At 42.4% G+C, this 14,326-nt stretch carries 15 protein-coding genes and 2 tRNA genes; 5 read left to right on the top strand and 12 right to left on the bottom strand.

Going from position 1 to position 14,326, the window contains the following annotated elements:
* Positions 1-97: 97 nt before the first annotated feature.
* From PNC201_RS07875 to PNC201_RS07830, 10 genes are all read right to left on the bottom strand, one after another.
* Positions 98-319 carry a DUF2835 domain-containing protein gene (locus PNC201_RS07875; RefSeq protein ID WP_010604628.1) on the bottom strand — a complete coding sequence of 74 codons (222 nt, stop codon included), beginning with the start codon at positions 317-319 and terminating at the stop codon, positions 98-100.
* Entirely contained in the window at positions 320-2,905 is a 2,586-nt protein-coding gene (gene pepN / locus PNC201_RS07870; protein ID WP_102056712.1) for an aminopeptidase N, read from the bottom strand. It abuts the gene before it with no gap.
* A 135-nt stretch (positions 2,906-3,040) separates the two neighbouring features.
* Positions 3,041-4,522, bottom strand: a complete 1,482-nt coding sequence (gene nhaC, locus PNC201_RS07865; protein ID WP_102056711.1) for a Na+/H+ antiporter NhaC — start codon at positions 4,520-4,522, stop codon at positions 3,041-3,043.
* Positions 4,523-4,747: 225 nt separating this feature from the next.
* Complete coding sequence (gene prc, locus PNC201_RS07860; protein WP_102056710.1) at positions 4,748-6,784, bottom strand: carboxy terminal-processing peptidase; 2,037 nt, start codon at positions 6,782-6,784, stop codon at positions 4,748-4,750.
* Between the two features lie 10 nt (positions 6,785-6,794).
* On the bottom strand, positions 6,795-7,445 hold the full coding sequence (gene proQ / locus PNC201_RS07855) for an RNA chaperone ProQ (RefSeq protein ID WP_010604625.1): 651 nt from the start codon (positions 7,443-7,445) through the stop codon (positions 6,795-6,797).
* Between the two features lie 15 nt (positions 7,446-7,460).
* Positions 7,461-7,739 carry a hypothetical protein gene (locus tag PNC201_RS07850; protein WP_102056709.1) on the bottom strand — a complete coding sequence of 93 codons (279 nt, stop codon included), beginning with the start codon at positions 7,737-7,739 and terminating at the stop codon, positions 7,461-7,463.
* Positions 7,739-8,197: a GAF domain-containing protein gene (locus tag PNC201_RS07845; RefSeq protein ID WP_010604624.1), complete on the bottom strand. Its 459-nt coding sequence runs from the start codon at positions 8,195-8,197 to the stop codon at positions 7,739-7,741. The genes PNC201_RS07850 and PNC201_RS07845 overlap by 1 nt, the downstream gene beginning before the upstream one ends.
* A 121-nt stretch (positions 8,198-8,318) precedes the next feature.
* On the bottom strand, positions 8,319-8,696 hold the full coding sequence (locus PNC201_RS07840; protein ID WP_010371562.1) for a hypothetical protein: 378 nt from the start codon (positions 8,694-8,696) through the stop codon (positions 8,319-8,321).
* Between the two features lie 172 nt (positions 8,697-8,868).
* Positions 8,869-8,959, bottom strand: a tRNA-Ser gene (locus PNC201_RS07835).
* Between the two features lie 42 nt (positions 8,960-9,001).
* A tRNA-Ser gene (locus PNC201_RS07830) sits at positions 9,002-9,092 on the bottom strand.
* A gap of 297 nt (positions 9,093-9,389) precedes the next feature.
* Here PNC201_RS07830 and PNC201_RS07825 point away from each other — a divergent pair.
* From PNC201_RS07825 to PNC201_RS07805, 5 genes are read left to right on the top strand one after another with little or no spacing between them, the layout of a single operon-like run.
* Positions 9,390-10,055: a Bax inhibitor-1/YccA family protein gene (locus PNC201_RS07825; RefSeq protein ID WP_010604622.1), complete on the top strand. Its 666-nt coding sequence runs from the start codon at positions 9,390-9,392 to the stop codon at positions 10,053-10,055.
* Positions 10,056-10,110: 55 nt separating this feature from the next.
* On the top strand, positions 10,111-10,464 hold the full coding sequence (gene tusD / locus PNC201_RS07820) for a sulfurtransferase complex subunit TusD (RefSeq protein ID WP_010604621.1): 354 nt from the start codon (positions 10,111-10,113) through the stop codon (positions 10,462-10,464).
* Positions 10,461-10,820 carry a DsrE family protein gene (locus PNC201_RS07815; protein ID WP_102056708.1) on the top strand — a complete coding sequence of 120 codons (360 nt, stop codon included), beginning with the start codon at positions 10,461-10,463 and terminating at the stop codon, positions 10,818-10,820. Before tusD ends, PNC201_RS07815 begins: the two co-directional genes overlap by 4 nt.
* Positions 10,817-11,071: a DsrH/TusB family sulfur metabolism protein gene (locus tag PNC201_RS07810; protein ID WP_102056707.1), complete on the top strand. Its 255-nt coding sequence runs from the start codon at positions 10,817-10,819 to the stop codon at positions 11,069-11,071. The genes PNC201_RS07815 and PNC201_RS07810 overlap by 4 nt, the downstream gene beginning before the upstream one ends.
* A 5-nt stretch (positions 11,072-11,076) precedes the next feature.
* The gene (locus PNC201_RS07805) at positions 11,077-11,406 is read left to right on the top strand and encodes a TusE/DsrC/DsvC family sulfur relay protein (protein ID WP_045989037.1); all 330 of its coding nucleotides are present in this window, start codon (positions 11,077-11,079) and stop codon (positions 11,404-11,406) included.
* Positions 11,407-11,458: 52 nt separating this feature from the next.
* Here PNC201_RS07805 and PNC201_RS07800 read toward each other — a convergent pair whose 3' ends face one another.
* Entirely contained in the window at positions 11,459-12,688 is a 1,230-nt protein-coding gene (locus tag PNC201_RS07800) for an amidohydrolase family protein (RefSeq protein ID WP_102056706.1), read from the bottom strand.
* 12 nt (positions 12,689-12,700) lie between these two features.
* Entirely contained in the window at positions 12,701-14,083 is a 1,383-nt protein-coding gene (locus PNC201_RS07795; protein ID WP_010604616.1) for an amidohydrolase, read from the bottom strand.
* Between the last annotated feature and the right edge of the window lie 243 nt (positions 14,084-14,326).

Below are 14,326 nucleotides of genomic sequence, written 5' to 3'. Positions count from 1 at the left end.
TGGTAAGACGTCCTACCAGATAATTTATAACACGTATTTCAAGCTTATAACAAACTCATTTAACAAAAATAAAATATGTTTTGCAGTTCTACTTCGATTAAGTGACTTTTTCTAACGATAGAAACTTATTGCTATCATCCAAGATGAGACGGAATCTCCCCCTGATCCCAATTGATGAAATAAAGGGGCGAATACGCTCTGCGGGGAAGCGAATACTCTTGCCCCCATCTTCAATCACTTGCACTGAAGTATAGTGCCCGTAGTAGTAACCGAGGCACTTGTCATAACTCAAATCCATGTAAAAGAAGTACTCTTTCATCTACTGCGCTAGCGCCTTCTCTACCTTCTCATATAAGTCGTCGCTTAAGCCTTCTAAGTTAGCCAAACGACTCAACTGTGCCCGCATCAGCTGTTGCCGCGTTTCATCATAACGCTTCCATGACATGAACGGCGTGATCATACGAGACGCATTTTGTGGATTGATACTGTTTAGCTCCACTAATAGGTCTCCCAATAACGCATAGCCCTTACCATCTGTACGATGGAATTGCGCAGGGTTAGTTCTTGCGAAGCTTCCTATCAATGCGCGAACACGGTTAGGATTGCCTTTGTCAAAACAAGGATGCGCATAAAGCGTATTTATATTCGATATCACCTCGTCGTTGGATAAGCTTGCACTTAATGCAAACCATTTGTCCATGACTAGACTATCGTGACGCCATTGACTATCAAATTGACTGAACAAGCTTTCCATCTTTGTGTGCTGCGCGGCGACGGCTGCTTTTAATGATGCCAACTTAGTGGTCATATTGCTTGAAGAAAATTGATTATCTAGCGCGCAGTCAACACTATCGGAATCTGTTTTCGCTAAGTAATAAAGCGCTTTATTTTTAAAGGCTCTGATCGCGACATCCTTTGCTTCTAATGAGCCTGAGTCTTGCAAAGATAAATAAGCGTGTTCAAACACCGATTGCAGTGATTGCGCAATTTGCATTTCAAATGCATCAGAAATTGAAACGAGTTTGTCTACTGGGATAATTTCAAATTGACTGGCTAACGTATCAAACGTTGGTAAAGTCAATAACTCAGCCAGTAGCGCAAGGTCTCCATCTAACGCTTCCACCAATGAGGACAATGCACCGAGAACTTTTGAATCCAGTGCGAAGTCGTCTGACGTAACCGCTCGTTTAACTTCAATCATAAAGATTTGCTGCACTGCTTCCCAACGAGCGTAATCACTACGTGCAAAACGCAATATGTGTAGTAACTCATCAATAGTATAGCTGTACTCCATAAGCACAGGTGCTGAGAAATCTTCTAGTAATACAGGAACTGGTTTACTTACAACTTGCTCAAACTCAAACCGCTGTTCAAATTCAGTAATATCTAACGCTCGTTGTATTTCTCCGTGCTTTGTTAGCAACGGAATGCTTTCACCTTGCTCATCCAAAAGCTCTAGCTTAAAAGGAATATGCAGTGGCGCTTTTACGGGGTCGCAATCAGCATGGCTTTGGCTCACCGTAATCGCATATGTTTGTGCCTGTTTGTCATACTCGGTAGCCACTTTTACTCTTGGCGTGCCGAATTGCTCGTACCATAGTTTAAATTGCGTTAAATCAACACCAGAAGCATCCATCATTGCATTAACGAAATCATCGCACGTCACAGCTTGTCCGTCATGACGCTCAAAGTAGAGCTTCATCCCTTTTTGGAAGTTTGCTTCCCCCAATAAGGTGTGCATCATACGGATCACTTCAGCACCTTTGTTATAAACAGTTACGGTATAGAAGTTATTCATTTCAATAACTTGCTGTGGCCTTATCGGATGTGCCATTGGCCCCGCGTCTTCTGCAAACTGATGCGTACGCATCGCCATTACCGCGTCAATACGGTTTAGGCCTCGAGAACCTAGATCGCTGCTAAACTCCTGATCTCTAAATACGGTTAAGCCTTCTTTTAAACTAAGCTGAAACCAATCACGGCAAGTAACCCGGTTCCCAGTCCAGTTATGGAAGTATTCATGTCCAACTATCGATTCAATGGTGTGAAAGTCTCGGTCTGTCGCAGTCTCTTGGCTTGCCAACACACAGGCACTGTTAAAAACATTCAGACCTTTATTTTCCATTGCCCCCATATTGAAAAAATCAACCGCGACAATCATGTATATATCGAGATCGTATTCCAAATCAAACCTTGACTCATCCCACTCCATGGCCTTTTTTAGTGACGTCATAGCATGGGGAGCTTTATGTAAATTGCCTTTATCGACAAATAACGCCAACTTCACCTCTCTACCCGACTTAGTGCTGTAATTGTCTTCTAATACATCAAAATCGCCAGCAACCAAGGCAAACAAGTAGCTTGGTTTTTTGTGCGGATCGTGCCATTTTGCAAAATGTCTGCCGTCACTTAAGCTTCCTTCTTCAACTTTATTGCCATTTGATAATAAGTAACGATACTTTGACTCACCGATGATCGTCACCGTATAAGTCGTCAGTACATCAGGTCTATCCATAAAGTAGGTGATTTTTCTAAAACCTTCCGCTTCACATTGCGTACAATAAGCGCCATCAGAGAGGTATAAGCCTTCAAGTGAGGTGTTTGTTTGCGGCGAAATTTTAGTGACAATTTTAAGTTCAAAGGCCTTTGGCAAGTTAGAAAGAATCAATTCTGAGTCAGATTTTTCAAGGCTTTGCCACTCTTCACCATTTACCTGACAAAATACTAACTCTAAGTCGACACCATCCAAAATTAATTGTGTCGCATCGCTCACAGCGACAAACTGACTTACAGCAGTCACTAAGGTATTTCTTGGGCTTAACTCAAAGGTCAAGCAAAGCGTATCAACGGTATGGCTTGGTGCAAGGTAATCTTTAAGAAATTTGGCTTGTGGTTTTTGAGTCATATATAGTCCTTACAAAAACGCCCCAAAAAGGGGCGAGTGATAAAACAAATTTGATATCGCCAATTCTAAGGATAGGCGTTTAATTTCTACTTGACCTGTTGGAAAAGGCCTGATCAAGATTGCAAATGCGCTATTTTACGCTTGCCCTGCTTTCTCATTTGGTTCTTCCGCGTTTACTGTTGGTGGCGTAATCTTAAGGATCTTGATACCAAGATACGCGTAGATGACCGCCAGCACAGGATTGATCAAGTTAAAAAATGCGTACATGGCATAATCAAACGGATTGATCAGTAGTACACTCTGCATATATGCGCCGCAGGTGTTCCAAGGGATCAGTGGACTGGTGATTGTGCCACCATCTTCCAGCGTACGTGAGAGGTTTACACTCTTCAAACCGCGCTTTTTGTATTCTTCTTTGAACATACGACCAGGAACAACAATCGCGATGTACTGATCCGCGGCAACTAGATTTGTACCAATACAAGTTGCAATAGTCGAGGCAATTAGTGAGCCTGTGCTTTTTGCAATTTTAAGAATGCTGCGTACGAAGACATCAAGTAAGCCAGTTTTTTCCATAATGGCGCCAAACATCAATGCCGTCATCACCAGCCAAGTTGTCGTTAGCATTGATGACATGCCACCGCCACTTAGCAAATCGTCCATTTTTGCATCGCCTGTTTGCAACGCAAAACCGTCAAAGAAAGTTGCCCACACCAATTTCACATAGCCCACTAACTCACCTTGGCTAGCACCAATTTGACTTGCAATAAGGTCTCCTTGGAACAGCACTGCCCATATCGCCCCCATCACCGCGCCGATTGAAATCGCCGGAAAAGCTGGCATCTTCTTGATAGCAAGCCCAAGCAGCACCAGCAAAGGAACTAGCATTAGCAGGTTAATGTTGAAGTTAGTTTGTAGTATCGACACAATTTCATCTATTCGCCCCGCTTCACTTGACGCTTCAGCATTAAAGCCCATGACAATAAATATAATAAGTGCGATTACAAAGCTAGGTACTGTGGTCCAAAGCATATGCTGAATATGGTCAAATAAATCACTACCGGCAACTGCAGGCGCTAAGTTTGTGGTTTCAGATAATGGGCTTAACTTATCGCCAAAATAAGCACCTGAAATGACTGCACCCGCGGTTACGACCTGATCTAAGCCAAGCCCCGTCGCCACACCTAGTAGCGCTACACCTATGGTTGCGGCCGTCGTCCATGAGCTGCCTATACTCATCGCCACAATTCCACAAATCAAACAACTCGCGGCATAAAACCAACTTGGATTGATAATTTGTAGTCCGTAATATATCAGTGTTGGGACTGTTCCAGACAGCAACCAAGTACCGATTAAGGCACCTACCATCAATAAAATGATAATAGCACCAAGAGAGATAGTTATCCCTTTTATCATCGCTTCTTCAAGCGTCTTCCACGTAAAACCGTTTTTTAGACCGACAAGCGCCGCAGTGAATGTTGCAAAAAGTAGGGCTATTTGATTTGGACCTGATGATGAGCTGTCACCATAGAGGTACACCGCAGCACCGAGCAAAGCGACCAACAATGTGATCGGAATAAGGGCGTCAATAAATGACGGCTGTTTTTGTTGTTTCAAAAGGAATACTCCTACGCACGACGACCCATGCTTATAATTATTTTATTTGCAGTATACCGTTTTGAGCCGTTTTGAGTAGCTAGGTTGCCAGTGGTCGAGCCACGCACCATTCTCAAAAAGCCTCAAAAGAGTATCAGCTTAGAAAATCTGGCAGATGATAACAAAATTAGTTAAGTAAAAGTAAGTGTAAAAGGCATAATAAAAGGCGCTTGAAGCGCCTTTTATTTATTTTTTAACTTCGTTTTTGGCTACCCGCCCGTATGAAATTAGGTCCTGCGTGATAAGCGCAGCCTCTTCAAGGTAAGGGTCTAATTCTGAAATAACCTCTGGTGCATCGTCCAAATCTTTAACTGGCTCTAAACCGAGACGTTTCAGCCTTTCATTCGTGCGTTTTAATACCAGATCATCGCGGTCTTCACGCTCTTTGATACGCTCAGCTTCAACTAATGAAATCGCCTTATCGTCCTTGCGCGCTTTGTATTCTTCAATATCTTTATAAATATATTCGAATTCTGGCTCTGCTTTTACTCGCTCATCATGGCGCTTACTCAAGTATTGGATAGTTGGCGACAAATTATCGAGGCTCGCATATTTTGCACGAACGATACTATCCCAAGGCAACGCATTATCCTCTTGGCTCTCTCCCCACTCTTCTGGATTGATTGCCGATGGTAGCAAGATATCAGGGATCACGCCTTTATGCTGTGTACTGCCACCGTCGATACGATAAAACTTCGCAATCGTGTAGGTTACACTTCCCAAAGGATTTTCGAATAAATCGTAATTTTTACCGAGGCCACGATGTTGTTGCACGGTGCCTTTACCAAAGGTTTGCTCACCAATCACTACTGCTCGGCCATAGTCTTGCATCGCAGCAGCAAAAATCTCGGATGCCGATGCACTGTAGCGATCAACTAAAACAGTCAAAGGCCCATCGTAGAAGGTAATGCCATCCCTATCTTGTTGACTTTCGACACGATTGTAAGCGGTATGGATCTGAACAACTGGACCTTGGTCAAAGAATAAACCGGATAGCTGGGTCGCTTCGTAAAGCGACCCACCACCATTTTGACGAAGGTCAATGATAACCCCATCTACTTTGGCTTCTTTAAGTTTAGCGATTTCAGTTTTTACATCTTGAGAAAGATTATTGTAGAAACTTGGGATTTCTATCACGCCTATTTTGCTTTGTAGCTCAGAATACTTGGCTTCAAAGACTGAAGACTTAACTGCGCGGTCTTCTAATTTTACTTTGTCACGAACAATTTCAACGACTTTTGGCGTACCGTGACTATCAGTACCTTTAAGGTATTGAAGTCTAACCTTGGTCCCCTTAGGGCCTTTGATGAGATCGACCACATCATCTAAACGCCAGCCGATAACATCTACAAATTCTTTATTATCTTGTGCTACACCGATGATTTTGTCGTCCGGCTTAAGCTTTTCGGTTTTGTCCGCAGGGCCTCCGGGGACTAAACTACGGATCACAGTATAATCTTCATCGTAACTTAATACCGCACCAATACCTTCCAGCTCTAAGTCCATATCCATTTTGAACTGTTCGGCACGGCGTGGCGAAAGATAAGATGTGTGCGCTTCAATGCTGCGTGCAAACGCATTCATGATTACTTGGAATGCATCTTCACTATTCGTTTGGACTAGACGTTTTTGCGCATTCTTGTAGCGCTTGGTAAGGACTTCTTTGATCTCTTCCCAATTTTTCCCAGTCAATTTTAAGCGCAGCGCATCAGATTTAACGCGCTGGCGCCAATATTCGTCAAGCTCGCTTGTCGCGGTTGCGTAATTTTGCTCTTCTCTATCAAAAATGAACTCATCTTTTTTGTCAAAGTTCATTTCTTTGTCGAGTAAGCCAATGGCAAAATCATAGCGCTCAAAGCGACGCTTCATGCTTAGGTTAAACATATCATAAGCAAAACCCAGTTTTCCTGAGATCAATGCATCATCAAATTGCTTACGATACTGTTGAAAACTATCGATATCCGACTGCAAAAGCAAAGACTTGTTAAAGTCGATGGCTTCTACGTAACGATCGAAAATTTTATCCGATAAGCTGTCATCAAAGCTGAAGCGTTTGTAGTGTTGCCGAGTAAATAGGTTAGTCACTCGTTTACTAGCCGTGGTGTGTTGCGCTTCAGGTTTAAGAACTGGCAAGTCCTTAATAGTGACTGTGCTTGTTGAGGCTAAAGTAACACTCGATACGAACGCGGCGACTAGGGAAATGAGTGGTAACTTTTTACTCATATACAACTCCTTACTGAATATATAGGCTATCTGCTTTAGTTTTAACTTGCATTCCTGTTACAAGCTCTACGTGCACTTCATCATTTTTGACTTCAGTGATAGTAGCGTTAACAAGCGCTTGACCAAGTTTAACTTTAACTTTGTTATTAACCTTGACCTGTTCAGCCGGTAAAGGTTCAACTTTACCACTGCGCTTAGGTTTAACTTCAGCAGGTTTATTACTCATTTTAGGGCGTTTTTGGTCTTGACGATCCCTTGAGTGAGGTTTCTTTTTGTAAGATTTTGTTTCGCCATCGCGATTGTTTGGACGCTGCGGCTTTTTACGCTTAGCCATTTTGGCACGGCTCTCGGCCAATGCTTTTTCTGCGTGTTCAACGTGCTCTTGTTCAACCTTTTCAGCCTGATTGCCGTCTAGGTCTACACGAAACTCGTTCTTAGTGACTGCTTCGAGATAACGCCAGTTTGAAGTGTATTTACGAAGCGCTTGACGTACTTGGGTTTTACTGACTTTGTCAGAACCCTCAATACGCTCAGCGATATCTTTGAAAATACCAACCTTTAATGGCTTAATCCCTTCCTTTTGCTTGAAGCAGTTAGGAAATTCTGAAAATAAGAAGTCTAATACTTCATTTGTGTCTTTTAGCTTGTTTGTGGTTTCCATTTTTAAACCTATTAATTACATCTGCTCATCGAGCGACGAGTTTATATAGTGTGTAACCCAGTCAATTAGCTCTTCTATCTCTGCTTCAAGAAGCGCTAAATCACCGCGAAGATGTTCCCAAATACCTTCTATGAGCCTATCTATTGTGTCACAGTCTAAATCTTCGGGAAGTAAATCCCATGCGTGATGAATAAGTTCATTTAAGCGTTCTGCAACAACTTCTTCTTCGCCTTCCCAATCACCAACATCGGCGTAAGAAAACAAATAATCTTGTACCTGAAGCATATCTTTCATTAAAGCGTTTCCTCAAACACTTTAACTAACGCTTCTAATCCGATCTTATCCTGCTCGTCAAATCTTGCCAGACTAGGACTGTCAATGTCTAGCACGGCAATCACTTTATTATCTTTAAAAACAGGGATCACGATTTCTGAATTTGATGCTGCGTCGCAAGCAATATGGCCTGCAAACGCATGAACATCCTCAACCAATTGCGTTTCACAAGTTGCAGCTGCTGTGCCACATACCCCTTTACCAACAGGAATTCGGATGCAGGCTGGGTTGCCTTGGAATGGCCCAAGAACCAACTCTTCAGCGCTATCCATAAGATAAAAGCCTGCCCAGTTGATATCTTCAAGAGTTGTAAATAAAAGCGCACTCAAGTTTGCCATATTGGCAATCACATTGTGTTCACCACTGATTAGCCCTTGAGCCTGTTTAACTAAAGTCTGATAAAAGTCTTGCTTTTGCATTACCATCAAATTCACGAATTGAACGACAAAAGCTAAAGGTACTCTTTCGGAGAAATAATTAAAACCTTTTCGACTGAAAAAGTATTAATTATCTGTAAAACTGAGACTGCTCGGTTAATTATCACTCAGTTTTACGATGACCTGCCCGCAAACCAAACAAGAATAGCCCCGCTGCGAGCATTGACATTAAGGCGTTAACAATAAAACCGACACCCGATTGTGCAGCGAAAAGATAGCTAAATACCGCACCACCAAGTAAGCCCAGTGTTAACAGACCACCATATTGCACCTTGTTGTACCTAAACATAAGGATATATCCGGGAACAACGAATAGGCACATAGCAAGACCAACGATGTATGCGTTAGAAATTGCACTGAGTAGTAAGTTAAAGAACATCTCACTGCGACCGAGTGTAAAGCTGTAGTAAATCCCAAGCACACCACCCACGATTAACGGTGATAATAAAGAGAACCCTACTCCTTTGCCAACTTGTTTCATATTCAACACTCTCTACACTAATTATTCATTCAACACTACTGAGTATTGTGCAAGCAGTGCCTCTGCACTAGCCGACTTTGGTCTAATAGGTATTTTTATCGAGAGTATATTGGTGACCGGAGATTTCTGTTATCAGAAACAAAAAAGCCCTCAAATATGAGGGCTTTAAATGTGGCGGAGAGATAGGGATTTGAACCCTAGATACGCTATTAACGTATGCCGGTTTTCAAGACCGGTGCTTTCAACCACTCAGCCATCTCTCCAAAACCTATGATCCACGCTTAATAGCACGAATCTAAAATAAGTGGCGGAGAGATAGGGATTTGAACCCTAGATACGCTATTAACGTATGCCGGTTTTCAAGACCGGTGCTTTCAACCACTCAGCCATCTCTCCGCAGCGGGGCGAATAATAGAGAATCCCTATGCGCTTGTGAAGCTTTTTTTTCAATTATTTGATCATTTGCGTAAAATTTGGCTCAATCGTCTAAGAACCAGTCAAAATTATGCGTATTTTAGATATTTCAGCGAACTTTTGAAAATATTCAAAGTCTTACGTATTGAGTAAATATTACTGTAGAGACCCAATTAACGACAGATATTGATCCAGAAATCATTGCCCCAACATATAACAATTGATACTCTTATCTTAGTTATTTTTGGGATCAGCATGTTTTATTAAGGAGCTTGAATCATGGCATTCAATCATTCATACAACACTGCAAAACCTGTCATGTCGACAATGGAAACAAACAAAGTGTTGAAAAACACTTACTTCCTGTTGGCAATGACATTAGCGTTTAGTGCAGTAACAGCCGCAATTTCAATGACAATGGCATTACCAGCATTTACCGGTATTGTTTGTTCATTAGTTGCATTTGGTTTGCTTTTTGTTATCGGTAAAAAAGCAAACTCATCTTCTGCTATCGGTCTTGTATTCTTATTTACTGGTATTTTAGGCTTCGGCCTTGGGCCTATGCTTAATCACTATGCTGCACTACCAAATGGTGGCATGTTGATAGCACAAGCACTTGGCACAACAGCGTTAATTTTCTTCGGTTTATCAGCTTATGCACTAACTACGAAAAAAGACTTCTCATTTATGGGTGGCTTTTTAACGGTTGGTTTAATCGTGGTTATTATCTCAAGCCTAGTAAACTTGTTCATTGGATCTAGCATCGCGTTTATGGCAATTAACGCGGCAGTCGTGTTATTAATGTCTGGCTTTATCCTTTATGATACAAGCCGAATTATCAACGGCGGCGAGACAAACTACGTGCTTGCAACTGTGAGCTTGTATTTAAGTATTTATAACTTATTTACCAGTATCCTTGCCCTTTTAGGCGCGTCGGATGACTAACTCAGAATTTCTGATAAAATAAGCCCCATTACGGGGCTTTTTTTATGAGTAAAATTTGAGTCAAATAGCCATATCAGTTCACTTTGGCGTAGCTGCACAGTCAAAGTTAACTTTACTAGAACGGTATGTCGATGCCGCTATTAAAAGTGACCATCAAATCGCGTGTATCTTTTTATACCAAGATGGTGTTTATCACGCCAGTCAAAATATCGTACACGCTTCCGACGAATTGCAAGTCAACGCACTTTGGCAACGCATCAAAGATAAAGGGATCCCCCTGTTGCTGTGTGTCACAGCTGCGGAAAAACGCGGCGTTAGCATCGAAGACGTTAGCCCTTTCACCGTTGCTGGCCTTGCGGAGTTTGCCATGATCTCGAGTAAGTCTGATAAGTGGATGCAGTTTAAATGAGTAAAAACGTGTTAATCATTTCTCAAACCAGTCCATTTGACCAAAATAGCCTGAAAGAAGCGCTGGATGTCGCACTAATCTATGCAGCGATTGATCAACAAGTAAGCTGGCTTTTTACCGGTTCTGCTGTGCTATCACTCCAGAAAACCCTCAATGCGCCAATACTGGGTTTAAAAGACATGTTTAAACAATTAAAAACTCTGGAAATTTATGATGTCGAGCGGGTTTATGTCTGTCAGTCAGCGATGGAGGAGTTTAACGTATCGGTACACTCCCTTGCTGTTGCTACTGAAATCAAAAATCAACATGAAATCCTTGCGTTAATCAAACAACATGACTTTGTGGTGACACTATGAGTACGCTACATATTATTTCTAGTATAGAAGCATGCGATCAGCTGCAGTTTGTATCCCATCAAGACACAATTTTATTATGTAATGATGGCTGCTTTGGGCAAACGCGTATCTCAGCTGGAGATGCAAATGTGGTGATGCTGCAAACTTGCGCCAGTGCCAGAGGTATTGTCCCAGAAGCCGGAGTAAAGCTTATTTCTGACAAAGATTGGGTTGAGCTGACCATGACTATGAACAATTCAATTACTTGGTAATCATCATGCTAGAATTTAACAACCAAACTATCGAGACAGATAAACAAGGCTATTTGCTAGACCATACTCAATGGACTAAAGATTTAGCACCACTTCTAGCCGCAGAAGAAAATATTGAGCTTTCAGATGCACATTGGGAAGTCATTGAGTTTGTGAGAAATTTTTATCTCGAATACAATACCAGCCCCGCGATCCGTATGCTGGTAAAGGCAATGGCTAAAGCACTAGGCGAGGATAAAGGCAATAGCATCTATTTGTATAAGTTATTTCCAAAAGGTCCAGCCAAACAAGCGACAAAAATAGCGGGGTTGCCAAAACCCGCCAAATGTATTTAGGACGGGACAACCGAATTAAAAAAGGCCTCAAATGAGGCCCTGTATAAAAACATTACTTCGTATACGCTCTTGGCATATCAGAATCTGTCGTATATCTGTCTCTTAGTTTATCGTGGCGTGACTCAGTAGACACTTCCTCACCATTGATCCAGATTTTATCGATTGTGGTGCTGAATTCGAAAGGATCCGCACTCCACATTACGATGTCTGCACGTTTACCTGCTTCAATCACACCGCCATCAATGCCCAGTGCTTTCGCAGGGTTAGCGGTAACCGCCTTAAGTGCGCCTTCATGACTCATGCCATTTGCTACAGCAATACCTGCATCAAAACGTAGCTGGTAGACGTTATGACTACCATCACCACCAATTGACAGGATGACATTGACACCTGCTTTCTCAAGCTTACCTGCGTTATCTAGACTTGCATGCATTGAGTCAAAGCTAGCTGGTAGGTTTGATACCGCACTCAAAATAACTGGTACTTTCGCCTCAGCTAATTGCTCAGCGACCACTACCGCATCATCTGCCCCCTGAATAATCAGATCTAAACCAAACTTTTCTTTTAGCTTAATCGCTTCAAGAATATCCGACGCTCTTGAAAGCGTCGCAATCACAGGCATATCACCCGCAAGCACTTGAGTTAACACCTGTTCTTCTGAACTCGGTTTTCCCTCGTCTTTTTTGTCTTTCTTAGCAAGCTTTTCTTGCTGTGCTTCAAACTTTTTAACAACGTTATCTAACGCTTTTGCACGAGACCCTTTGCTTTTGGCACCCAGATGAATAATTAACGCTGTTTGCTTGTCGGTCACACTGTTAAATTCACCAGATAAGTCAACAACAAAACCGAGCCCTGCAAACTCACTTTTACCACCCCAAGGCGCGACAAAGTTTTGCGTTACACCGCCTTTCCTTGCATAGGCAATTAAGCTACTACGTGGATTAAATGCGGTGCTTGCGTCAAAGTCTGCGCCGGCATCGTCATCACCAGCATCACGAGAAGCAGCAACAGCACCAACTTCAACTAAACCAAGTTGGTTCATTGAGCCGATAAAGCCTGGCGTGACAACCTTACCGCTGGCGTCAATCGTTACATCAGCAGTCACGTTGTCTGGATTAATCGCTTTTATTTTACTGTTCTCGATAACTAAGGTCGCGCCTTCAAGAACGCCAGCATCTGTCGCGGTGTGGATCGTTGCATTAGTAATTGCAGTAACATTGGCAAAAGCAACAGAGTGAGCTAGCAATGCGCTAGTGATCATGGTTAGTTTCATGGTTTTCATCTCATCAACTCCTTACTTTTGACCTAACATAAAATCACTAACCGCTTGATATTTTTCATCGTGACGATCATAGACTTTACCACCATCCACAAAGACCTGCTCTGCACGAGAGTACACGCTAAACGGGTTGGTGTTCCAAATTACTACATCGGCTTGTTTGCCTTGCTCAAGCGATCCTGTTTTATCCTGAATGCCTAACGATTTAGCAGCGTTCGAGGTGATCCATTTAATTGCATGCTGTTCGTTGATGTTAAAGCCAGACTGGTTAGCCGTGTTCATCACTTTTGCGGCTTCATGATTCAAGCGTTGAATTGTGGTATCTGAATCCGAGTGAACAATTGCACATGAGTTTTTCACTGCATCAACAATTGCAACGTTTTCCTGAACCATATCATAGGCTTCCATCTTAAAGCCCCACCAATCTGGCCACAGCGCTGCACAGTTACCGTTTTCACCTAACAAATCAGCAATCTTGTATGCTTCAATACCGTGGTGGAAGGTTCCTGCGTGATAACCAAACTCTTTAGACAAGTCAATCATCATTGCCATTTCTTCCGCTTTGTAACAATGGTTATGGATCAAGATTTCACCATCTAGCACACCACGAAGCGTATCGAACTTGATATCACGTTTTGGTGCATCCGGATTCAAGCCAGCAGCATATTCGGCTTCGTACTGTTCCCAAGCGCGCTTATATTCACCAGCTTCAATCCAAGCTTCACGGTATCCTGCCATGTTACCCATGCGAGTATAAGGGGCAACACCTTTGGAGCCATATACACGCTTTGGATTCTCACCACATGCCATCTTTAATCCATATGGCGCATCTGGGAATTTCATTGCTTGCATTGTTGGTGCTGGCACATTCTTTAAGGTAACACCACGACCACCAAATAGGTTTGCAGAGCCAGGTAAGATTTGTAGCGTGGTGATCCCCCCTTCTCTAGCTCGGTTAAAGCCAGGATCTTGCGGCCATACAGAATGCTCAACCCATACTTGTGAAGTATTAGGATTAATCATTTCATTACCATCACTGTGCGATTCTACGCTTGGGCTGGGGTAAGCCCCTAAATGAGAGTGTACATCGATGATGCCAGGTGTTACCCATTTACCTTCAGCATCAATGGTAATATCTGCCGTGACAGATAGGTCTTTACCAACTTGCTTGATTTTACCGTCAACAATAAATACATCACCTTGTTCTATCTTTTCACCGGTTCCGGTCAGAACGGTTGCATTAGTGATTAGGGTTGATTGAGAAGGTACAGGCTTGTAAGTACTTGGGTATGGGTTTTTCTCTATGGTAACTTTTTCTTTTTGTGGGCCATTATCCTGACAGCCCATCAAAGCTGCGGCAATGCCAGCTACGACTATGGAGGGAGCAAATTTATACATTTTTTGTCATCTCTATTGTTTTTTGTGACTTTAACTCATGCCATCGCACTTTACGCAATTATGAGCTTCAGTCACAAGTAATTACGACGAACGTCCGGATATTATAACGCATGTTGTCATCAGTGAGTAATTTGAAAAGGCTTAGCTGCCATTACAAAATGTAAATTAGCATCTATATTGACACGTTTTGACACACAAGTAGCAGATAAGAGGTAAATGTAAGAATGAGGTGTTAAATTATCG

Source organism: Pseudoalteromonas sp. NC201 (genome assembly GCF_002850255.1).
Lineage (GTDB): Bacteria > Pseudomonadota > Gammaproteobacteria > Enterobacterales > Alteromonadaceae > Pseudoalteromonas.
This window is presented reverse-complemented; position numbering and strand designations above follow the sequence as displayed.

Bases quoted from the DNA above. Each gene is read 5' to 3' on its own strand.
- PNC201_RS07800 (WP_102056706.1), bottom strand. From the start codon at position 12,688: ATGAAAACCATGAAACTAACCATGATCACTAGCGCATTGCTAGCTCAC.
- PNC201_RS07815 (WP_102056708.1), top strand. From the start codon at position 10,461: ATGAGTAAAAACGTGTTAATCATTTCTCAAACCAGTCCATTTGACCAA.
- pepN (WP_102056712.1), bottom strand. From the start codon at position 2,905: ATGACTCAAAAACCACAAGCCAAATTTCTTAAAGATTACCTTGCACCA.
- PNC201_RS07875 (WP_010604628.1), bottom strand. From the start codon at position 319: ATGAAAGAGTACTTCTTTTACATGGATTTGAGTTATGACAAGTGCCTC.
- PNC201_RS07840 (WP_010371562.1), bottom strand. From the start codon at position 8,696: ATGAAACAAGTTGGCAAAGGAGTAGGGTTCTCTTTATTATCACCGTTA.
- PNC201_RS07795 (WP_010604616.1), bottom strand. From the start codon at position 14,083: ATGTATAAATTTGCTCCCTCCATAGTCGTAGCTGGCATTGCCGCAGCT.
- PNC201_RS07845 (WP_010604624.1), bottom strand. From the start codon at position 8,197: ATGCAAAAGCAAGACTTTTATCAGACTTTAGTTAAACAGGCTCAAGGG.
- PNC201_RS07825 (WP_010604622.1), top strand. From the start codon at position 9,390: ATGGCATTCAATCATTCATACAACACTGCAAAACCTGTCATGTCGACA.
- PNC201_RS07805 (WP_045989037.1), top strand. From the start codon at position 11,077: ATGCTAGAATTTAACAACCAAACTATCGAGACAGATAAACAAGGCTAT.
- PNC201_RS07810 (WP_102056707.1), top strand. From the start codon at position 10,817: ATGAGTACGCTACATATTATTTCTAGTATAGAAGCATGCGATCAGCTG.
- prc (WP_102056710.1), bottom strand. From the start codon at position 6,784: ATGAGTAAAAAGTTACCACTCATTTCCCTAGTCGCCGCGTTCGTATCG.
- proQ (WP_010604625.1), bottom strand. From the start codon at position 7,445: ATGGAAACCACAAACAAGCTAAAAGACACAAATGAAGTATTAGACTTC.
- PNC201_RS07850 (WP_102056709.1), bottom strand. From the start codon at position 7,739: ATGAAAGATATGCTTCAGGTACAAGATTATTTGTTTTCTTACGCCGAT.